The organism is Caminicella sporogenes DSM 14501 (assembly GCF_900142285.1).
Classification (GTDB): domain Bacteria; phylum Bacillota; class Clostridia; order Peptostreptococcales; family Caminicellaceae; genus Caminicella; species Caminicella sporogenes.
On the sequence record NZ_FRAJ01000015.1, the window covers coordinates 1 to 21,646 of the forward strand.

27 protein-coding genes, 2 riboswitches and 1 other annotated feature are annotated in these 21,646 nt (G+C 28.4%); of the genes, 15 read left to right on the forward strand and 12 right to left on the reverse strand.

The annotated features are described in order from the left end of the window. A partial coding sequence (locus BUA90_RS08915; RefSeq protein ID WP_143146260.1) for an NAD(P)/FAD-dependent oxidoreductase occupies positions 1-516 on the reverse strand: 516 nt, incomplete at its 3' end. A 285-nt stretch (positions 517-801) separates the two neighbouring features. On the opposite strand from BUA90_RS08915, the gene BUA90_RS08920 reads away from it, so the two are divergent. Beyond that, positions 802-1,455, forward strand: a complete 654-nt coding sequence (locus BUA90_RS08920; protein ID WP_072967796.1) for a TetR/AcrR family transcriptional regulator — start codon at positions 802-804, stop codon at positions 1,453-1,455. Between the two features lie 184 nt (positions 1,456-1,639). Then, positions 1,640-2,299 carry a TetR/AcrR family transcriptional regulator gene (locus BUA90_RS08925; protein ID WP_072967798.1) on the forward strand — a complete coding sequence of 220 codons (660 nt, stop codon included), beginning with the start codon at positions 1,640-1,642 and terminating at the stop codon, positions 2,297-2,299. A gap of 193 nt (positions 2,300-2,492) precedes the next feature. Here the strand turns inward: BUA90_RS08925 and asnA are convergent, their stop codons facing one another. The 7 genes from asnA to BUA90_RS08960 form a co-directional block, all read right to left on the reverse strand. After that, positions 2,493-3,515, reverse strand: a complete 1,023-nt coding sequence (asnA, locus tag BUA90_RS08930) for an aspartate--ammonia ligase (RefSeq protein ID WP_072967799.1) — start codon at positions 3,513-3,515, stop codon at positions 2,493-2,495. A 196-nt stretch (positions 3,516-3,711) separates the two neighbouring features. Continuing rightward, positions 3,712-3,970 (reverse strand) — a binding site (T-box leader). Positions 3,971-4,136: 166 nt separating this feature from the next. Then, the gene (locus BUA90_RS08935) at positions 4,137-4,391 is read right to left on the reverse strand and encodes a YkoF family thiamine/hydroxymethylpyrimidine-binding protein (protein WP_159430017.1); all 255 of its coding nucleotides are present in this window, start codon (positions 4,389-4,391) and stop codon (positions 4,137-4,139) included. Next, the gene (locus BUA90_RS08940) at positions 4,379-5,050 is read right to left on the reverse strand and encodes a class I SAM-dependent methyltransferase (protein WP_072967802.1); all 672 of its coding nucleotides are present in this window, start codon (positions 5,048-5,050) and stop codon (positions 4,379-4,381) included. The genes BUA90_RS08935 and BUA90_RS08940 overlap by 13 nt, the downstream gene beginning before the upstream one ends. A gap of 18 nt (positions 5,051-5,068) precedes the next feature. Continuing rightward, a complete protein-coding gene (locus BUA90_RS08945) occupies positions 5,069-5,818 on the reverse strand; it encodes an ABC transporter ATP-binding protein (RefSeq protein ID WP_072967804.1) in 750 nt (249 codons plus the stop codon). Next, positions 5,796-6,812, reverse strand: a complete 1,017-nt coding sequence (locus BUA90_RS08950; RefSeq protein WP_072967806.1) for an ABC transporter substrate-binding protein — start codon at positions 6,810-6,812, stop codon at positions 5,796-5,798. Before BUA90_RS08950 ends, BUA90_RS08945 begins: the two co-directional genes overlap by 23 nt. 13 nt (positions 6,813-6,825) lie before the next feature. Beyond that, on the reverse strand, positions 6,826-7,590 hold the full coding sequence (locus BUA90_RS08955) for an ABC transporter permease (RefSeq protein WP_072967808.1): 765 nt from the start codon (positions 7,588-7,590) through the stop codon (positions 6,826-6,828). After that, positions 7,562-7,852, reverse strand: coding sequence for a thiamine-binding protein (locus tag BUA90_RS08960; protein ID WP_072967810.1), 291 nt, complete (start codon positions 7,850-7,852; stop codon positions 7,562-7,564). Before BUA90_RS08960 ends, BUA90_RS08955 begins: the two co-directional genes overlap by 29 nt. Before the next feature lie 73 nt (positions 7,853-7,925). Beyond that, a riboswitch (TPP riboswitch) is annotated at positions 7,926-8,035 on the reverse strand. A gap of 251 nt (positions 8,036-8,286) precedes the next feature. On the opposite strand from BUA90_RS08960, the gene BUA90_RS08965 reads away from it, so the two are divergent. From BUA90_RS08965 to thiE (BUA90_RS09000), 8 genes are all read left to right on the forward strand, one after another. Further along, positions 8,287-8,787: a coiled-coil domain-containing protein gene (locus tag BUA90_RS08965; RefSeq protein WP_072967812.1), complete on the forward strand. Its 501-nt coding sequence runs from the start codon at positions 8,287-8,289 to the stop codon at positions 8,785-8,787. Positions 8,788-8,848: 61 nt separating this feature from the next. After that, positions 8,849-8,957: riboswitch (TPP riboswitch) on the forward strand. A gap of 127 nt (positions 8,958-9,084) precedes the next feature. Further along, entirely contained in the window at positions 9,085-9,279 is a 195-nt protein-coding gene (gene thiS / locus BUA90_RS08970; RefSeq protein WP_072967814.1) for a sulfur carrier protein ThiS, read from the forward strand. Position 9,280: 1 nt separating this feature from the next. Then, positions 9,281-10,087, forward strand: coding sequence for a sulfur carrier protein ThiS adenylyltransferase ThiF (thiF, locus tag BUA90_RS08975; RefSeq protein WP_072967816.1), 807 nt, complete (start codon positions 9,281-9,283; stop codon positions 10,085-10,087). Between the two features lie 3 nt (positions 10,088-10,090). Beyond that, a complete protein-coding gene (locus BUA90_RS08980) occupies positions 10,091-10,861 on the forward strand; it encodes a thiazole synthase (RefSeq protein ID WP_072967818.1) in 771 nt (256 codons plus the stop codon). 15 nt (positions 10,862-10,876) lie between these two features. After that, positions 10,877-11,980: a 2-iminoacetate synthase ThiH gene (thiH, locus tag BUA90_RS08985; RefSeq protein ID WP_072967821.1), complete on the forward strand. Its 1,104-nt coding sequence runs from the start codon at positions 10,877-10,879 to the stop codon at positions 11,978-11,980. Positions 11,981-11,995: 15 nt separating this feature from the next. Then, entirely contained in the window at positions 11,996-13,012 is a 1,017-nt protein-coding gene (thiE, locus tag BUA90_RS12750; RefSeq protein WP_094756827.1) for a thiamine phosphate synthase, read from the forward strand. A 107-nt stretch (positions 13,013-13,119) separates the two neighbouring features. Continuing rightward, a complete protein-coding gene (gene thiC / locus BUA90_RS08995) occupies positions 13,120-14,433 on the forward strand; it encodes a phosphomethylpyrimidine synthase ThiC (protein ID WP_072967823.1) in 1,314 nt (437 codons plus the stop codon). A gap of 1 nt (position 14,434) precedes the next feature. Then, the gene (gene thiE, locus BUA90_RS09000; protein ID WP_094756828.1) at positions 14,435-15,031 is read left to right on the forward strand and encodes a thiamine phosphate synthase; all 597 of its coding nucleotides are present in this window, start codon (positions 14,435-14,437) and stop codon (positions 15,029-15,031) included. Positions 15,032-15,061: 30 nt separating this feature from the next. Here the strand turns inward: thiE (BUA90_RS09000) and BUA90_RS09005 are convergent, their stop codons facing one another. Then, positions 15,062-15,382 (reverse strand): YerC/YecD family TrpR-related protein, encoded by a 321-nt coding sequence (locus tag BUA90_RS09005; RefSeq protein WP_072967827.1) that lies wholly within the window; start codon positions 15,380-15,382, stop codon positions 15,062-15,064. Positions 15,383-15,644: 262 nt separating this feature from the next. Here BUA90_RS09005 and BUA90_RS12410 point away from each other — a divergent pair, with 262 nt between their 5' ends. From BUA90_RS12410 to BUA90_RS09030, 5 genes are all read left to right on the forward strand, one after another. Further along, on the forward strand, positions 15,645-15,797 hold the full coding sequence (locus tag BUA90_RS12410; RefSeq protein WP_159430018.1) for a hypothetical protein: 153 nt from the start codon (positions 15,645-15,647) through the stop codon (positions 15,795-15,797). A gap of 158 nt (positions 15,798-15,955) precedes the next feature. Next, on the forward strand, positions 15,956-16,612 hold the full coding sequence (locus tag BUA90_RS09015; RefSeq protein WP_072967831.1) for an accessory gene regulator ArgB-like protein: 657 nt from the start codon (positions 15,956-15,958) through the stop codon (positions 16,610-16,612). Further along, positions 16,606-16,725, forward strand: a complete 120-nt coding sequence (locus tag BUA90_RS09020; RefSeq protein ID WP_072967833.1) for a cyclic lactone autoinducer peptide — start codon at positions 16,606-16,608, stop codon at positions 16,723-16,725. The genes BUA90_RS09015 and BUA90_RS09020 overlap by 7 nt, the downstream gene beginning before the upstream one ends. A 33-nt stretch (positions 16,726-16,758) precedes the next feature. Further along, the gene (locus BUA90_RS09025) at positions 16,759-17,244 is read left to right on the forward strand and encodes a hypothetical protein (protein ID WP_072967834.1); all 486 of its coding nucleotides are present in this window, start codon (positions 16,759-16,761) and stop codon (positions 17,242-17,244) included. Between the two features lie 16 nt (positions 17,245-17,260). After that, a complete protein-coding gene (locus BUA90_RS09030; RefSeq protein ID WP_072967835.1) occupies positions 17,261-18,136 on the forward strand; it encodes a sensor histidine kinase in 876 nt (291 codons plus the stop codon). Positions 18,137-18,253: 117 nt separating this feature from the next. Here the strand turns inward: BUA90_RS09030 and BUA90_RS09035 are convergent, their stop codons facing one another. The 3 genes from BUA90_RS09035 to BUA90_RS09045 all read right to left on the reverse strand — a co-directional run bounded on the left by BUA90_RS09035 (position 18,254) and on the right by BUA90_RS09045 (position 21,581). Continuing rightward, positions 18,254-18,538 carry a DUF2325 domain-containing protein gene (locus BUA90_RS09035; RefSeq protein ID WP_072967836.1) on the reverse strand — a complete coding sequence of 95 codons (285 nt, stop codon included), beginning with the start codon at positions 18,536-18,538 and terminating at the stop codon, positions 18,254-18,256. A gap of 145 nt (positions 18,539-18,683) precedes the next feature. Next, entirely contained in the window at positions 18,684-19,493 is an 810-nt protein-coding gene (gene proC, locus BUA90_RS09040; protein WP_072967837.1) for a pyrroline-5-carboxylate reductase, read from the reverse strand. Between the two features lie 63 nt (positions 19,494-19,556). Continuing rightward, positions 19,557-21,581: a methyl-accepting chemotaxis protein gene (locus BUA90_RS09045; RefSeq protein WP_072967838.1), complete on the reverse strand. Its 2,025-nt coding sequence runs from the start codon at positions 21,579-21,581 to the stop codon at positions 19,557-19,559. Positions 21,582-21,646 lie beyond the last annotated feature (65 nt).

The following is a 21,646-nucleotide window of genomic DNA, read 5'->3' on the forward strand; positions in this document are numbered from 1 at the left end:
TATTGTTACTTTCCTTGCAAATTTAGTTAAGTATATTGCTTCTTCTACTGCTGAGTCCCCTCCTCCTATTACAAATACTTCTAAGTCTGTGAAAAAGTCTGCATCACATGTTGCACAGTATGATACTCCTTTTCCTGTCAATTCTGCTTCCCCGGGTACTCCCAGCTTTCTTGGTGTTGCTCCTGTTGCTATAATTACTGCTTTTGCTTTGTATTCTTCTTTTTCTCCTTTAACTTTCTTTATCTTTTCACTAAAATCTACTTCCACTACATTGTCTTTCTTTCTCTGTGCTCCAAATTCTTCTGCCTGCTTTACCATTCTTGCTATAAGACTTGGTCCTGTCGCATTTTCTATTGAACCTGGATAATTTGCTACTTCATTTGTTGTTACTATTTGTCCTCCTGCTTTATTTTTTTCTAATATCAATGTTTTCATCTTCGCCCTTGCTGCATACAATCCTGCTGCTAAACCTGCAGGTCCCGAACCTATAATTACTACATCGTAAATTTCACTCACCTTAATTCCTCCTTATAACTAAATAACTGAAATAGCAAGACTTCTATATTATACTAAAATTTAAAAACGTTTTCTAAAATACTCTGTTAATTTTGTAACTATTATATCATATAACAAGCGATTTTGTAAATACGATTATATAATAATCATGATTTAATTTTTAATTTTTTGTATTAAATATAATTAAACACTTTTTATTAGTTTCTTAAAATATTATACATATGATATAATTTATAATAAATATATATTTAATATAAATAATCTTTATAATAGTTGGTGATGTAAATGGATAAAAAACAAATTCAAAAAAAACGCATGATGGCATATTTTATACAAGCTGCAAATAAAATAATTGAAGAAGAAGGTATTGAAGCTGTAACCATTAGAAAAGTTGCTGATTTAGCAGGATATAATAGTGCCACCATATATAATTACTTTGAAAATCTTGACCACTTAATTTTTTTTACATGTATGAAATATTTAAGAGAATATGTTTTAAGTTTACCTCAGAATTTTAATAAAATGAAAAATTCAATAGATAAATATTTAGCTATTTGGAAAGCGTTTTGCTATCATTCTTTTAAAAATCCAAAAATATATTATAGAATATTTTTTAACAAATATAGTAATTCTTTAGATGATACTATTAAATTGTATTATGAAATTTTTCCAGAAGAACTTGGCAAACAATCATACGATTTATTACCCATGTTATTAGGTCAAAATATATATGATAGAAACATGTACATATTAGAATCTTGTTTTTTAGATGAAAACCTTACAAAAAAAGATATTGAAGAAATAAATGAAATACATATTCTGCTTTATCAAGCTATGCTTTTAAGAATTATAAATGAACAAATTGATTTTACAATTGAAGAAGCTATAAATCGCATATTACTGTATATGAAGCGAATTATGTTATCCTATACAAAATAATTTACATCTTCCTCTGAAAAAATATTCAGAGGTTTTTATTTTTGTTCGAATAATAATTATAAAGCAATGTAATAATCTAATAATAACCATTAAATTTTATAATGTTTATTGTTATTTAAATTATTTCTTTATGTGTTATAATATTTAAGGATTTTATCGAAATACTAATTGATAGGTGATTAAAGTGAATAAAAAAGAAATTCAGAGAAAACGTATGATGGGATATTTTATAGAAGCTGCAAATCAAATTATTGAAAACGAAGGAATAGATTTTGTTACTATTAGGAAGGTTGCAGATATAGCAGGATATAATAGTGCAACCCTATATAACTATTTTAAAGACCTTGAACACTTATTATTTTTTTCATCAATGAAATATTTAAAAGATTATGCTCTTAACCTTCCTAATTATATAAATGGAGCAAAAAATGCTCTAGATAAATTCTTGCGTATTTGGAAATGTTTTTGCTATAACTCTTTCAAAAAACCTAAAATATACTATAAAATTTTCTTCGATAAATACAGCAATACTTTAAATGATGCAGTTAAAGAATATTATTCTATATTTCCCGAAGAACTTGGAAATCAGCCACAGGAACTACTTACAATGCTTTTAGAAAAAAATATATATATGAGAGATATGGCTCTTCTTGAAGCCTGTGCAGAAGAAGGTTTTTTTAAAAAAGAAGATTTACCGATAATAAATGAAATGATATTATTAATTTATCAAGGAATGCTTCTACGTGTACTTAATAATCAAATTAACTGTACAATAGATGAAGCTGTTGAAAAAACTCTAAAATATATAAAGCAAACTTTAAAATCATTTAAAATCAAAAAATAAACAAATATATCTTTGAGATATTTTAAGCTGCAAATTGCAAATTTCATATTACAAACTTTAAAATTTTAATAATGAAAAATTTAAAGTCTTGGACTATTTAACTAATCCAAGACTTTAAATTTATTAACTGCTATTTAAAAAAGTTTACTATTATTTTTCTATTATAATTATAAATTTTAAAATAATCTATTAATTATAATAATATTATATTAGCTTCTTCACATTTTTCTATCATTTCTTCAGGCCATATTGCAGCTTGTACTTCTCCAATATGAGCTTTTTGAAGAAAGAACATACACATTCTTGACTGACCTATACCTCCACCAATTGTATAAGGCAATTTTCCTTCAAGTAAATCTCTATGAAATCTTAAATTTTTACGTTCTTCACATCCAGCAAGTTTTAACTGTTTTTCAAGAGATTCCTCTGAAACTCTAATTCCCATTGATGAAACTTCAAATGCAGTTTCAAGTACCGGATACCAGAATATAATATCTCCATTCAATTCCCAATCATCATAATCTGGTGCTCTACCGTCATGTTTAATTCCAGATTCAAGCTGATGACCTATTTTCATTATAAATACTGCACCTTTTTCCTTAGTTATAGCGTCTTCTCTCTGTTTAGGCGTTAATTCAGGATACATATCTTCTAGTTCTTGAGAAGTAATAAAAAATATCTCATCTGGAAGAACTCTATCAAGTTTTGGATACAACTTGCAAATATACTCCTCTGTTTCCTTAAACACTGTATAAATATCTTTAACAATACTCTTTAAAGTTTCTATATTTCTATCTTCCTTAGCTATTATTTTCTCCCAATCCCACTGATCAACATATATAGAATGAAGATTATCAAGCTCCTCATCTCTACGTATAGCATTCATATCTGTATATAATCCCTTACCTACTTCAAATCCATATTTAGCTAAAGCCATTCTCTTCCACTTTGCTAAAGACTGAACTATTTCTACATCTTTTCCTCCTATTCCTAAAACATCAAAACGTACAGGTCTTTCAACACCATTTAAGTTGTCATTCAATCCAGATTCAGGTATTACAAATAAAGGTGCAGATACTCTAGTAAGTTTAAGTTTTTTAGCTAATGCTTTCTCAAAATAATCTTTTATCTCTTTTATTCCTATTTCAGTTTCTAATAAACCCAATTTTGATTTATATCCTTTAGGTATTATTAAAGTCTTTTCCAAACATTTCATTTTATATTCCTCCTCTAATTTCCTATTCAATTACTGCTTAACAGCTTCTTTGATTTGCATATTTTAAAAACCATATAAGAAAACTTCTATAAATTCATTTTTTTGATATTCATAAATTTACAAATATAATTCTTAATATCTTTTAGTCCGGACTAATTTAACAAAATCTTATAAATAAAAAAACCTTTCATCCCACATTAGGGACGAAAGGCATATCTTCCGCGGTACCACCCTCATTAGCCAAATTAAGCTCTCTCTTATCAGTACGGAGCAATGTACATTACTCGATACTGTCCAATTTGATAACGGATTGGCTCCGTCTAAGCCTACTCTCTTAAAAGATTTCGGTTAGAAACTCCGAGATGTTCTTCAGTATAGACTTTGTACTGGTCTCCCACCATCACCAGCTCGCTGAAACTCCATCTTATACCTACTCTTCTCTTCACTGTCTTTTATTCACTATAAAGTTGTTAACTTATTGTAATAAATTATAAATGCATATAATACTATTGTCAATAGTTTTTGCATAATTATTTATAAAAATACGCAAAAATTATATTTCATAACAATTTACAAGTCATACAAAAAATAGATTTCGCTTTGTAAGTAAGCAGTTTTAACCTATTTTTTGCATCCACAAATATTCGATATTTTAATATCCATAGTAAAATTAGTTTTTTTATCCATCTTATCATAAATTTCTTTAACCATATCAAATATCTTTTCTTTACTTCCTCTTATTGTAGTTGATAAAATGCCAACATTATATTCTAAATCATAACATTTTATTATCTCAATTACTTCTTTCACCTCATCAATATAATTTTTGCTCATTATTGGAATGAATGATATTTCACAAGAAGCTATTTTATCCATAGAGCACATATAAAACCACCCTTTTCCGTTTTAGAAAGTTTCTTTTCATTTTCAATTGTTATTTCATTTTCTTTTGCATAAGGTGAAATAAATAAACACTGCCCAGTTTTAATTAATTTTTCAGGCTTTAATTTTTTTAAATCATCTAAAGTTTTAAAATCAGCATATTTAAAAACTGAATTTTTTTGAAATTCTTCGCTAAGATAAAGCTTTCCCCATTTACTATCTTTATTAATCGTTCCTATCATAATCTGTGATTTTTTCTTAACAACTCTGAATATTTCTTCAATGGCTCTTTCAGGTTCTTTTATAAACTCAAAAGCTGCCATAGAAAAAGCTCCATCAAAATAATCATCTTCAAATCTTAAATTATAAACATCCATATTATAAAATTCTATATCCAATCCTTCTTTTTTAGCTTTTTTCCTAGCTATTTTAAGCATTTCATCTGAAATATCAATTCCAATGACTTTACATCCCATTTTAGCAAGTTTTATACTAAAATTTCCCGTTCCACAGCCTATATCTAATATTTTCATACCTCTTTTAGGCTTGAATAGCTTAAAAGCTAAATCAGTTTCAACCATATCAATAAAACTACCAAACTTAGTTTTATACCAACTATCATATGAATTAGCTTCTTTATCAAAGACAGCCATAAAAACACCTTCTTTTCTTTATAAAATACTAAGTATATGTTTTTTTATGTCATTAAATTCTGAAGAAACTAATATTTCACTTTTCCTGGATTTAGGTAAATTTACATTTATTTCTTCTTTTATACTTGCTGGTCTATCAGATAATATATATATTCTATCAGATAAAAAAATAGCTTCTTCTATATCATGAGTAATAAAAAGTATAGAAGCATTTAAATTTTTTATGACTTCCAAAAGCCAATACTGCATTTTTTTCTTTGTAATGGCATCAAGTCCTCCAAATGGCTCATCTAATAAGATTATATCCTTGGAAAACATATAAGTTCTCATAAGAGCAGCTCTTTGCCTCATTCCACCAGAAAGCTGAAAGGGATATTTCATTTCAAACCCTTCCAGCCCAAATATTTTAAAATATTTTTTTACTCTTTCTCTAGCTTCTTTTTTCTTTACACCTTCAATAATCAAAGGCAATGCTACATTGTCTATTATCTTTTTCCAAGGCAATAATAAATCTTTTTGATACATATAGCTTACCCTGCCTGTTTTACCAGTAAAATCTTGATTATCTATTATTACATTTCCATTATCCGGCTTGATTAACCCTGCAATTATATTAAATATAGTAGTTTTTCCACTTCCACTTGGTCCTAACAAGGAAACAAATTCATTTTCCTTTAATTCTAAAGAAACATTATCTACTACTAACAAATCTTCAAATCTTTTACTTATACCTTTAACTTCAAGTTTATTTTTCTGGTAAAAACTCATTTGTAAACGCCTCTTTTGCATCAAACTTACTTTCTAACAAGCCGTTTTTATACATCCAATCTCCAAACCTTTCCCAAACTTCAAGTTTCATTTCTCCCCATCTATCAACACCTTTTTTATATTCTCCTGCAAGATATTTTTGACTAGCAACAGCTATTTTTCTATCAGTTTCCGGAGCATATTTCAATAAATATTCTACTGACTCATCTGGATTTTCTATTGCAAATTCATAGCCTTTTGAAACAGCTCTTAGAAATTTCTTAATCATCTCTGGATTATCATTTATTAATTTTTCATTTGTAATAATTACAGGTGTATAAAAATCAAGTTGTGGGTCTACATCTTGCAGTTTTATAAAGTTTATTGGAAAATTCTTAACTTCTGCTGCTATACCGTCCCAACCGTAAAATATCCATTGAAAATCCACATCTTTAGTCACACTTGTAAAAAAATCATAACTAGCAATATCTAATATCTCAAGCTTATTAAAATCTGCACCTTCTTTTTCCATAAGCGTCTTTAAAAATGCCCTCTCTAAATCTGTTCCCCAGCTTCCATACTTTTTACCTTCAAAATCTTTAGGAGTTTTTATTCCTTTTTCTACAGGTGATGCAAATCCAGAAGTATTATGCTGAATAATAGCTGCAATTGCTTTTATTGGTATAGGATTTTTTGCACATCTTGCCATAGTAACTTGCTCTTGAAAACTTATACCAAAATCACCCTTACCTGCACCCACTAAAGCATTTACATCACCTTCTTGCGGCTGAATGATTTCAACTTCTAAACCTTCTTGAGCAAAATAGCCCTTTTCTAAAGCGGTATAGATTCCAGTATGATTTGTATTTGGAAGCCAATCAAGTATAAGTGTAACTTTTTCCAATTTTTTAGCTTCATCCAATGTTCCTGATTCATCATTTTTTTGACTTTTGCAACCTGCTAAACTTCCTATTAAAATAATCAGAATTAAAAAACATAAACCTAACTTTTTCATTTAATTAACCTCCTCATCTATTTTCTTTAGACCACGGCATAAATAAATATTGTAGTACTGAAACTAGCTTAAATATTGTTATACTGAGAAGTACTATTAAAAAAATAACAGCAAATACTTTATCAATTAAAAACGATTTCTTTGCCCTTAATAAATATAACCCAAGTCCTGCTTTTCCACCCATCCACTCCCCTATCACTGCACCCATGATACTATAAGTTGCAGCAACTTTTAGTCCTGAAAAAAAGCTTACCATTGAAGCTGGAAATTTTACTATCTTAAATATTTTTAATTTTGACGCTCCCATAGACTTAATCAAATTAATAAGGTCATCGTCTACTGATTCTAGTCCTTCAAGTAAACTGACTACTATTGGAAAAAAACAAACTAATGCTACAACTATTACTTTTGGAAACATGCCAAATCCAAACCACATAGCAAAAAGTGGTGCTAAAACTATTATAGGCACAGTTTGTGATAATATTAAAATCGGATAAACAGCATCTTTAATAATTTTTACACTATCCATAACTACTGCCAAAATAATCGCAAATATCACTGCTATTCCCAATCCATATACTGCTTCTTGTATGGTTATAATTATATGCTCTTTAATTTCCGGTAATATATTAAAAAATGTAATAATTACATCTTTAGGAAGCGGAAGTATATATGGCTTTATATATCCACTTGCTACAGCAATCTGCCAAATACTTATTAAAATAACTATAAATACTATGGGTGCTAATCTATTTCCTATACTTTCCAATTTTTTCATCCATAGTCACGCCTTCTGGTTTGTAATCTATCTTAACTATTGATAAAACTCTTGTTGCTCCTTCTTTTATACATATTTCCTGAGCTTTTTTTACTATTTCTAAAAGTTCATCAATCTCTCCTTCCATAGTAGTTTCCATAGGTCCAACCTCATATTTAACTCCACAAGAATCTATGTAGCTTATAACCTTATCTACAACATCATAAATTTTTTCATCAGGAACTCTAGGTAAAACCTGTAAACTTACATTAATAACAGACATAAATCATCCTCCTTTTCAAATGTTAAAAACCCTTTATCCTGAACTGGATAAAGGGTTTATTACTGTCAATAAAAACTTTGGACAATATTTTCCCTTCGCTGGCATTACCCAGTTCAGGTTATATGGGTCGAAGCAACACAGCTTCCTCTCAGCCGGATTAATCCAGCTCCCCATTTTAGTTTTTTACGTCAATTACATTTTTACATAAAAACATAAAATAGTCAATTTGAAATTAGAAATATAAAACTTATTTGCTTATTTTATAAAAATTTTTTAATTCTTTATTTCAATGTTCTATCACAAATTATAAAAAATATCTTATTCATATTTAAACTTTTAAAATAAAGTGATAGAATATCTATAAGAAATATGGACTACTTGAACGGATTTAAAAAACAAAATTAATCGTTATTGAAAGGAGGTTTTATAAGAAAATGAACAATATCGAAAATCTATTACATCAAATTTTAGAAAATCAAAAACTCATGCAATCTGAAATTAGTGACATTAAATCTGACATCAGCGGCATGAAATCTGAAATTAACAACATCAACTCTGATATTAGCAGTATGAAGTCTGAAATTAACAACATTAACTCTGATATTAGTAGCATAAAATCTGAAATTAACAGTATCAATTCTGATATTAACGGCATGAAATCTGAAATTAATAATATTAAATCTGATATCAGTAGTATGAAATCTGAAATAAATAATATCAAATCTGACATAAATGAAATAAAGTCCGAAATCAAAACCGTAAATAAAAAGATAGATACATTATTTGATAAAGTAGGTGAAAATGCCGAAGAAATTATTAAAATAAACTCTAAACTAAATGTAATAATTGAAGATATGGATTTTATCAAGCATAAAACATTTGAAAATGAAGAATTTATATTTAGATTAAAGAAAAATCTCTTAATAGTTAAATAATTTCTAATTATTGAAAAATATTTGTAATTATGGTATAATTTTTCTTGTTAAAAATTCAATATTTTACATCTAGGGGAGCCTATAATGATAGGCTGAGAAAGAGATGTTATCTCTGACCCTCATAACCTGATGTGGTTAGTACCACCGTAGGGAAGATTGATAAAGTATATTAATTATCACAAATTCTCTAGGGATTTGTGATTTTTTATTACTTTATTAATTACAGTTATGAGGGAGCAAATATATGCTCCTTTTTTTATTACTTAAAAACTCTAAAACTGAAAGGAGGGAAATGGATTGATTGTCAATGGTATAAAAATGAACTTTAAAAACGGAATAACTGTATTGCAGCTCCTCACTAAACTAAATCTTGACAAAGATAAAGTAGTTGTAGAAGTTAATCGTAAAATTTTAGACAAAAAACAGTACTCAGATTATTTGCTTAATGAAAATGACAGGATAGAGATAATTAATCTCGTAGGTGGAGGTTAAAATGCAAATTTTTATAAATGAACAAAAAATCAAAGTAAAAGAAAATACTACAGCCTTTGATATTAAAAATCAATTCAAAAAAAATGCAGATATAATTATTCTAAATGGCTTTATTATTAAAAATAATATAACTTTAAAAGAAAATGACAGGTTGACTTTAATAAAAAAAGGTGAAATACCTTCCAAAAAAGAATTAGAAAATCTCATGCTTGCAAGACATACTCCCGGTGTTCACAAAAAAGTAAAAAACGCTATAGTTGGAATTGCAGGTTTAGGTGGTCTTGGCTCAAATGTTGCAGTTTCATTAGCAAGAATAGGCGTAGGAAACCTTTTATTAGTTGACTTTGACATTGTAGAACCTAGCAACTTAAACAGACAAGCATACTTTATAAGCCATATCGGAATGCCTAAAACAGATGCTTTAAAAGATTTAATTTCAAAAATTAATCCATTTATAAATGTTAAAACAAAAAATATATATTTAAATGAAAATAATATTGAAAACACATTTTATAATTGTCAAATCATAGTCGAAGCATTTGACAAACCAAAATCTAAAGCTACATTGATAAATACAGTTCTTAAAAATATGCCTGATAAAATCATAGTTGCTGCATCTGGAGTAGCAGGCTATTTTTCAAACAATACAATAATCACTAAAAAAATCAGAAAAAACTTTTATTTAATTGGCGATGGTATATCTGAAGCTAAACCCGGCTGTGGTCTCATGGCTCCTAGAGTTTCCATAGCCGCTAACCATCAAGCCAATACTGTTTTAAGAATCATTATGGGTGAAAAGGATGTGTAAAATATGGATGATAAACTAATTATTGGTGGGATGGAGCTTGAAAATAGACTTTTCATAGGTACAGGCAAATTCCCAAATAAAAAAATAATTCCTGAAGTTGTAAAAAAATCTGGTTCAAAAGTAATTACAATGGCTTTAAGAAGAGTTGACTTAAATTCAAAACAAGAAAATATTTTAGACTATATTCCAAAAGACTGCATACTCCTTCCAAATACTTCTGGAGCTAGAAATGCTGAAGAAGCAGTTAGAATTGCAAAACTTGCAAGAGCTATGGGATGTGGAAACTGGATAAAAATTGAAGTCATTTCTGACAATAAATATCTACTTCCAGACAATTATGAAACTATAAAAGCTACTGAAATGCTAGCCAAAGAAGGTTTTATAGTTCTTCCTTATATGAATCCTGATTTAATGGTTGCAAAAAGTCTTGTCAATGCCGGAGCAGCTGCAGTTATGCCTCTAGGTGCTCCAATTGGAACAAATAGAGGACTTCAAACTAAAGAACTTATTCGCATATTGATAGAAGAAATAGACATTCCAATCATAGTAGATGCTGGAATAGGTAAGCCTTCTCATGCCGCACAAGCCATGGAAATGGGAGCAGCTGCAGTATTAGTCAATACTGCTATTGCCACTGCCAAAGACCCTGTAAAAATGGCCCATGCTTTTAACTTAAGTGTAAAAGCCGGAAGACTTGCCTACATATCTAAAATTGCACCAGAAAAAAAATATGCTGAAGCATCTTCTCCATTAACTGGATTTTTAAATGAATAAAAAAGGTGTGGTCATATGAGTTTTTATTATGAATATATAAAATACAATAACTTTGATTTTGAAAATTTTTTTAAACACGTAACAGATTCAGATATTTTAAAAATAATTGATAAAGATAAACTCGATAAATACGATTTTTTAACTCTCTTATCTCCTACAGCTCAAAAATTCATTGAAAAAATAGCTCAAAAATCACATAAATTAACTATTCAGCACTTTGGAAAAACTATACTTTTATATACACCTATGTATCTAGCAAATTTTTGTGTAAATAAATGCTCATACTGTGGATTTAATGTAAGCAATAAAATAACCAGAAAAAAATTATCAACAGAAGAAATAGAAACTGAAGCTAAAGCTATTTCTTCAACAGGTCTTAGACACATTTTAATCTTAACAGGTGAATCAAGAACACATACCCCACCATCTTATATAATTAATGCAGTAAACATCCTAAAAAAATATTTTGACTCTATTTCAATTGAAATATATCCCTTGACTGAAAAAGAATACAAAGAAGTTATAGACAATGGTGTTGATGGATTGACTATATATCAAGAAGTCTATGATGAAAATATCTATGATAAAGTTCATGTTTCAGGACCTAAGAAAAACTACAGATTTAGATTAGACGCTCCTGAAAGAGCATGCAAATCTAAAATAAGAAATGTAAACATTGGTGCACTATTAGGACTAAATGATTGGAGAAAAGAAGCCTTTTTTACAGGTCTTCATGCTAAATATCTGTATGATAAATATTCTGATGTAGAAATTAGCATATCTTTACCAAGAATTAGACCTCATATAGGAAATTTCAATGATATTTACGAAGTAGATGATAAATCATTAGTTCAAATTTTGCTGGCTTTTAGACTATTTATTCCTCGCATTGGAATAAATATATCTACACGTGAACCTCAAAACCTAAGAGATAACCTCATTCCACTAGGAGTTACCAAAATGTCTGCTGGCGTTTCTACAAAAGTCGGAGGACATTCTTCAACTGATAAAACAGAAAGTCAATTCGATATTTCTGACAAACGCAGTGTAAAAGAAATGATGAATGTAATATCTGCAAGGGGATACCAGCCGGTACTAAAAGACTGGATTCACTTCTAATCAAGAGGTGTAAATATGAATAAAATTTACAGAATAATTGATGCAAATATAAATAGAGTTTCTGAAGGTTTAAGAGTTCTAGAAGATATTGCAAGATTTATATATGATAACTCAAATCTATCTAGTACGCTTAGAGAAATAAGACACAGCGTCAGAAAATCATTTAATGATTCTAACTTATTATATTACAGAAATTCTATCAATGACTGTGGCTTAAAAATCTCTCAAAATACTATTATTGATAAAAAAGAAACTTTAGAAAATCTCATCTATGCAAACTTTAAAAGAGTCGAAGAAGGATTAAGAAGCATAGAAGAAAATTTGAAAATTTTAGGCAAATACTCTGAATCAAAAAAATATGAATTTTTAAGATTTAAAACATATGAATTGGAAAAATCTTTTTTAATCAAAAAATTTTTTCCACACACCGATATTTATGGAATACTGTGCGAAAATTTATCTTTAGGCAGAAATAATATACAAATAGCAAAAGAAATGATTAAAGCTGGAATAAAAATAATCCAATACAGAGAAAAACACAAAAGTAAATTAGAAAAATATAAAGAATGTAAAATAATTCGCACTCTAACTAAAAACAATGATGTATTTTTCATTGTCAATGATGATGTAGATATAGCTCTATCTGTAAAAGCAGATGGAATACATATAGGACAAGAAGACATGCCTATAAAAGAAGTAAAAAAATTAGCTCCAAATATGATTATAGGCTTATCAACACATAATGAAAATCAAGCTAAAAAGGCAGTAAAAAATGGAGCTGATTACATAGGTGTAGGTCCTATTTTCAAAACAAACACTAAAAAAAATATTGAAAAATCTGAAGGACTAAATTATCTAAAATGGGTTAGTGAAAACATATCTATTCCATATGTTGCTATAGGCGGCATAAAAGAATCTAATATACTTGAAGTCAAAAAAAATGGCGGTAGATGTTTTGCAATGATTTCCGAAATAGTCAGTGCTAAAAACATAGCTGAAAAAGTTAAAAACATTAGAAAGATACTAAGTTAAGAATTAAGAATTTAAAATGCTCCTAAAGATTGACCTTAGGCTGAAAAATAAGAGCTAACCTATAACTTAAAACATTAAGCTTAAAATATAAAGAAAGGATGTTTAATATGAATTATACAACTCAAATGGATGCCGCTAAAAAAGGTATCATTACAAAAGAAATGGAAATTGTATCTAAAAAAGAAAATATAGATGTAAACATTTTAAGACAAAAAATTGCTGAAGGTAAAATTGTAATTCCTGCAAACAAAAACCATAAATCTCTAAACCCTGAAGGTGTTGGAGAAGGTCTTAGAACAAAAATAAACGTCAATTTAGGCATATCAAAAGACTGCTGCAATATAGAAAAAGAACTTGAAAAAGCAAGAGTAGCAATAGAAATGAAAGCTGAAGCCATAATGGACCTAAGCTGTTATGGAAAAACTGAAGAATTCAGAAAAAAATTAATTAATATGTCTACTGCAATGATTGGTACTGTACCTGTTTACGATGCAGTAGGTTTTTATGATAAAGAATTAAAAGATATATCTTCTGAAGAATTTTTAAAAGTTATAGAAAAACATGCTGAAGATGGCGTTGATTTTATGACAATCCATGCTGGAATCAATAGAGAAACTGCTGAAGTTTTTAAAAGAAATAAACGACTCACAAATATAGTCTCAAGAGGCGGCTCCTTACTATATGCTTGGATGGAACTTAATGATAGAGAAAATCCATTTTATGAACACTTCGATAAGATTTTAGATATATGCGAAAAGTATGATGTAACTATAAGTCTTGGTGATGCATGCAGACCGGGAAGTATTAATGATGCTACAGATGCAAGTCAAATTAAAGAACTTATAGTTTTAGGAGAACTTACTAAAAGAGCTTGGGAAAGAAACGTTCAAATTATAATAGAAGGTCCCGGACATATGCCAATAAATGAAATTGCTGCCAACATGCTACTTGAAAAAAAATTATGCCATGGAGCTCCCTTTTATGTTCTAGGACCAATTGTTACTGATATTGCCCCAGGTTATGACCATATAACAAGTGCCATAGGTGGTGCTATTGCAGCTGCAAACGGTGCTGACTTTTTATGCTATGTTACTCCTGCAGAGCATCTTAGGCTTCCAACTCTCGAAGATATGAAAGAAGGAATAATAGCCACCAAAATAGCTGCTCATGCTGCAGATATAGCTAAAAACATAAAAGGTGCAAAAAAATGGGATTATGAAATGAGTAAAGCTAGACAAAATTTAGATTGGGAAAAAATGTTTAAGCTAGCTATCGACCCTGAAAAAACAAGAAAGTACCGAAAAGAATCAATGCCTCAGCATGAAGATAGTTGCAGCATGTGTGGAAAAATGTGTTCTATGAGAAATATGAATAAAGTAATGAAAGGTAAAAATATAAATATTCTCAGAGAGGACGACTAATGTGCTTTATCTCATTACTAATAGAAAAATAATCAAACAAGGTAACCTCTATAGCATTGTTGAAAGTGCTGTAATCGGAGGAATAGATAGAGTTATATTAAGAGAAAAAGATTTATCATATGAAAAACTCCTTCTTACAGCATCCATTTTAAAACCAATACTGTCTAAATACAATGTACCACTTATTATAAATACTAACCTTGAAGTTGCAAAATCATTAAATGCAGATGGATTTCACATAGGTTTTCAAAATATCAAAAATAAAAAAATTGAGTTTAAAGGAATATTAGGAATATCTGTTCACAATTTAGAAGAAGCTATTGCAGCAGAAAATCTTGGAGCAGATTATCTATTAGCTGGTCATATTTATAAAACAGATTGCAAAAAAGGATTAAAACCTAAAGGAATTAAGTTAATCAAAGATATAAAAGCAAATGTCAATATCCCTGTAATAGCTTTAGGTGGTATAAATGAAAAAAATGCTCCTGAAGTTATTTCAGCAGGAGCCGATGGAATAGCTGTAATGTCATATATAATGAGTTCTAAATTCCCCTACTTATCTGCTAAAATACTAAAATCGGCAATAACCTTAAAATAAATATTCTTAAAAAGAAAAAAACAAAGACTTCTATTCATCTTTGTTTTTTTCTTTTTTAATTTTTTCTAATCTATCAAGAATAATGTTATATCCATCAGCTCCATAATGAATACATCTATTTACTCTACTTATAGTTGCTGTACTAGCTCCAGTTATATCTTCTATCTCATGATACGTCTTATTTTCCCTAAGAAGTTTTGCAACTTGAAGCCTTTGAGAAATAGATTGTAATTCCTTAATCGTACATATATCTTCAAAAAATCTATAACATTCTTCTCGATTTCTCAAAAGTAAAATTGCCTCAAATAATTCGTCTAAAAATTCTGAAGAAAGTTTGGAATTATACACCATAATTTTTTCACTCCTATATGATATTTTAACCATATTTTTTATTTAAATATATTTTATATTACAAAACATCTTTTTTAAATATATATAACCAAAATTTTCTGAATTAATATTTTCTGCAGTTTTAGAAATAATATAAATGTATAACTTTTAAATTTTATATACTAGCTATAATCTGTGTATTTAAATTATAAGGAGTGAAAATATGAATAAATTTAAAAATAAAATTAATAAAGACAAAAAATATTTTGGGGCTCAAGACGCAATGAACTTAATTGATAAAACATATAATTCTTCTAATTATCCAATCATTGAAAAAACACAAAACGCCTATGTAATGCCGCTATCTATGAAGCGAGATGTAGATGCTATTGACAGTACAAAATTTTACAGCGAAATAAATAATAATTCAAAATAGCTTCAAAACTCCCTCAAATTTTGAGGGAGTTTTTCAAATTTGTTAAATTATAAAAAATTTTAGATTTTTTAGGATTTAATGGCAGGATTTTTCACCTATTTGTAGAAGATTTATTTTATATTTAATTTTTTAAATTAAAAAAGAAAGGGTCTAGCAAAATGAAAAAGAAATTTGATGTAGAAACGTTCATAACTCACATTTTAAAAATATTTAAAAAACATTTGGAAATAGACAAAAAACAAGATGCTATTTTAAGATATTCTTTAAGACTATTGATAAGCAGTATTTTAGCATATGCATTTGCACTTTTGCCTGCATTATTTTTTGGGACTTTTAAACATGTCTTAATAACTATGCTTACTTTTTCCACACTTAGAGTCTTTTCCGGTGGAGCTCACTGTTCATGCATGTTAAATTGTGCAATAACCGGTTCTATTTTAGCGAACATTTTAGGACTCTTAAATAAATATATAATTTTAGATAAAAATAATATGCTTAATCTAATAATTTTTACTTTCTTTTTCTCACTGTGGTCTATAGGCAAATTTGCTCCTGCCGACACCCCTGGCAAACCTATTACTACAAAAACTAAAAGACAAAAATTAAAAAAGATGTCTTTAATAATACTATGCATATGGTGTTTCTTATGTTTAATATGGTTTATTCATTTTGACAAACCCATTATTTTCATTTATGCCTCTACATTTGGAATACTTTGGCAGTCATTTACATTGACAAATACAGGTTATAAGTTTTATAATGTTTTCGACAAAATTTTACATATTTTTTTCAAAGAGGGGGATTTATCATGCTAAAAAAATTACTACAACTATCTACTGTTATACTCTCTTTTATAGCTCTTTCAAATATAGCTGCAGCTTCAAGTGTCATAGGCTATCAACCAGAATTACCGAAAGAACTTAAATAATAAAATATGAAAATATTTTTAGGGGTGTAGTATATGCATACTATTGAATGTTTAACTGCCTACTTTATAGAAGGCTTTTTTATGGCAGGAGCAGGACTAAGCCTTTTAGGAATAAAACTTAAAATAAAAAAATTAATGCATATTGCTTTTATATATTCTTTTTTTGTATTTATAGTTCGTAAAATATACATTACTTTTAAAATACATCTAGGTACACATGCATTTATATTGATGTTCATTCTTGGAATATTAATTAAATTAATAGGTAAACAAAATTTTTTAACTGGAATTATAGCTTCTTTAACTTCATTCCTTTTACTCCTTTGGGGAGAAGGTATTTTTCTATTTCCTATTTTAAAATGTTTTAAAATTGACCCTATTACATTGATGTCTTTAAAATTTGGAGGAACTATTATTGCTATATTAATATCCGACATACTATTAATTGTTGGATTTTTAATAGGATATATATTTAACATAACTCTAGTTGATTTTAAATCTTTAAAAAACACAGAATAATAAAGAGGAGTTTAATATGAAATTAAAAACTAAAGCATATATTTTAGTATTATTAATTCTACTGCAAAGTCTATCTATAATGTTTTTAACAAACAATTTAATTATAAATCTTATGGGAAAAATCATAATATATGAATATCCCACATTTGTAGGTATCATATTAAACATCTTAGGATTTATAGCAATAATAAACGTATTCTATATAATAAAATTCCTTAAAAAAGAGGAAGAATCCATAAGAAAATTAAATCGCTCAAAAGAAGTCATAGAAGCCTTAAGAGGACAAAAACACGATTTCAACAACCATTTAAATGTAATTGCTGGAATGATACAATTAAACAAACCAAATAAAGCACTCGAATACATATACAATATTTGTGGAAAGACAAATGAATTTTTCTCTATATCAAAAATTGAAAATGTCGAAGTTGCTGCAATACTTTACAGTAAATTTGCTATAGCAGAAAGTAAAGGAATAACTGTCGAATTAGATATTAATACTTCTCTTTCAGAATTAAAAATAGATAATATTGAGCTTTCAAAAATATTATTTAATTTGCTTGACAATGCAATTTATGAATTAGAAAAATCTACAGAAGATGAAAAAATACTTACTATCGATATTGGAGAATCAGACGATAGATACTTTATAAGTATTATAAATTCATATCCAATACTATCTCCAAAACTCTATGATAAAATTTTCGAAAAAGGTTTTTCTACTAAAAAAGGAGAAAATCATGGATATGGACTCAATATTGTTAAAAAAATTGTAGAAAAAAATAAAGGACAAATAACTGTAGAAAGCTATGAAGGAGTAGGTACTATATTTACTGTTATATTCCCAAAAACAAGTGAAACTCAACAAACTGCCAAATCTCTATCTTCATAAAAAGTATCTTTAACAATTCTCAACTCTTAAATTAATACAGTAAGTTTAAAAGTCAAATCTTCAATGTTTATTATATATAATTAAAAGAAAGAACTTCCTTTATATTCACAAGGAAGTTCAGTTTACAATAATTTGTTGCAAAACTTTTTCTAATGTTTTCAAACTACTATTGTGTAATCTCAAGTTTGGTATATTCTTCTTTTTAGATATTCTCAATGTAACATCAACTAGCTTATGTGATATTACATCAGTAAAAACTACTATGTAATCTGGATTACCTATACGTTTGTGAAAATCTCTCTGCATTTTAGTAAATACTTTTACTTTGCATCCGTATTTCTTGCCTGTATTTTTATATATTCTTTCCATTCTCTCATGTCCACCTACTATTACTACACTCATAAGAACCTCCTTTATTGCTTATTGATAATGATTTTCATTATTAATTGTAGTATATCATATATTTATTACTTGTCAAGCTATTTCTGACAAAAAAATAACCTTCACAATGATTGTGAAGGTTATACTTTTTTATAAAAATTTCAAATTATTTTTTGAGCATAGAAACTGCTTTATCATTACAAGCTTTTACAGCTTCAATAACTGCTCCTCTAAAATTATTCCTTTCTAATGAACTAACAGCCTCTATAGTAGTTCCACCCGGTGTGCATACCATATCCTTTAATTCTCCCGGATGTTTCCCTGTTTCAAGAACCATCTGTGCTGCACCTAAAACAGCCTGTGCCGCCATTTTATAAGCTTTATCTCTTGGTATTCCACTAACCACCCCACCGTCTGCAAGAGCTTCAATAAACATAAAAACATATGCAGGAGAAGAACCACTTATAGCTGGTATAAAATCCATAAGTTTTTCATCTATAATTTCTACCTTTCCAAAGCTTTCAAATATTTTTACTACATTTTCAAGTTCTTTATCTGTAACATTTTTATTAGCACATAATGCACTCATACCTTGTCTTACAAGTGCTGGCGTATTTGGCATTGTTCTTATTACTTTAACAGTTTGTCCAAGTTTTGTCTCAATGTAATTTATATCTATTCCCGCAGCTATCGTTACTACTACAGTATCACTTTTTACATTATTTTTTATTTCCTCAAGAATTACATCATGAATATAAGGTTTTACAGCTAAAATCAATATGTCACTAAAATTAGCCACTTCTGTATTGTCTTTAGTAATTTTAATACCATATTTCTTAGATATTAACTCCAACTTAGCATAATCTCTATCACTAACAATTACATTTTCCGGTGATATTAATTTTGATTGAATAATTCCTCCAATAATGGCACTTGCCATATTTCCGCATCCAATTATTCCAACTTTCTTATTCATTTTCAATCCTCCCTCCTAATTCCTAATATAATATATTTATATAATTTTATACGAAAATATTCTTTAAACTTTAAATTTAGACACTAAATCCATAAGTTTATCTGCCATGTTTTTCAATGTCTCTGCAGTTGATGCCACTTCTTCTGATGATGCTGTAAGCTCCTCAGATGATGCTGCTACTTCTTCTGAAGCTGCAGAATTTTCCTCTGTTACTGCACTAACATCCATTACTCTTGATAATACTTCATCCTTTGATTTTGCCATTTCATCCATTCTTTCATATGTTCTTTCCATTAAAGGACCTATATTTTCCATAGATTGAAGCATATCTCCAAAAGATTTAACTGTATTCTCTACTGAAGTTGCCTGTACCTTGATAAAATCTTCAACATTTTTTGAAGTATGTATTACCTCATTAGTATCCGAATTTATTGAAACTACAAGTTTATTTATTTCATCAGTAGATTTGCTTGTCTGTTCTGCTAGCTTTCTTATTTCCTCTGCCACTACTGAAAAACCTCTTCCTGCTTCTCCTGCCCTTGCTGCTTCTATAGCTGCATTAAGTGCCAAAAGATTAGTTTGCTCTGATATTCCTGATATTACTTCTGATATGCTGCTTATCTCTTTTACGGAATTTGTAAGATTATTAACCTTCTGCACTACCACTTCAAATGCATTTTTAATATTATTTATAGACTCTATGAGCTTGTCCATCTCTTCTTTACCTATATTTACTTTATCTACTGTACTATTTGTTTCATTTTTTACATTTTGAAGTTCTTCATACACTTTTTCTATACTTTGTGTCAGATGAGATATATCATCTACTATATTATTTAAATTGACTGCTTGAGATGTTGCTCCTTCTGCTACCTGCTGTATTGTATTTGAAAGCTCCTCAGATGATGTTGCCATCTCCTCTGATGTTGCTGCAAGTGAATTTGAATTTTGACTTAATTCTTCAGAATTTTCTTTGATTTTTTTTACAATCTCTCTAATTGAAATCTGCATATCATTTAAAGCTCTACTTATATCTCCTAATTCATCTTTTTTCTTTAACAATTCAGAAGATACATTTCTTGTAAAATCTCCTTTAGCTATTGCCTGTAAATGTTCTTTCAATTTATTTAATGCCTTTACTGTGCTATTTGATATATTATATAATAAAATTCCTATTATAATAAAAGCTAAAATTCCTACTGCAATAGCTGTAATAATATTTTTATATATAGCAGACTGAACCCTTTTCATTGAAAATCCTACATCTATTGCTCCAATGCGTTTTCCATTGACTTCTATAGGCATTAAAACATCATATACATCAACTTGTTTTGGCTTATAAAAATACTCTGATGCATAAGGCTTCCCCTCAATTACTGCCGTCTTACTTCCTAAATCTGTATATTCTCTTCCTATTCTATCTTTATTGCTGTGAGCAACTGCTTTTAAATTTTTATCTATAAAAAGTGCATAAACTATATCTTCATCTTTAGTCAGTTTTTCAACAAGTGTTTGATAATCAAATTTTTCTGTTAATTCATGAACTTTATTAGCAAGCATACCAACTTGTACAAAACCACCATTTGGATTTCTTATGTATCCATACTTATAATAGTCATTTGACACAGTACTCTTTCTTATTTTTTCCATTAATGTTTCTTCTTTTCCCTTTATAAATTTTTGTGCCAAATGATTTTCCGGTGCTACCCATCCTATATTTTCTTTTAAATTTGAATAAATAATTTCTCCTTTATCATTATATACATTTATTTCGTCAACTTCTAAATCTTTTGCTAATTTTATTAATAAATCATTGCTCATATTACTACTATTAGCTATTACTCTCCTACCAGTAATCTTTATATGATTTTCTATATTTTGATTTATTGCTTCTAAAGATGCTTTATTATTTTTTATTTGATTTACAATTTGTTCTAAAACTAAAAAGCTATCTCCTTTCATCTGTTCTAACAAGCTCTTGTGCATAAAATAAGTCGATGTAGCTCCAAATACAGTAATAGCAATTAGCACAAGTATTAATGGTAGTATAACTACTTTAAATTTAATAGAAGTTTTTTTAGTTCTCATTTTTTGTAAAATTACCTCCCTCATTTTATAATCTTTATATATTATAATAATACCAAAATTTGAGT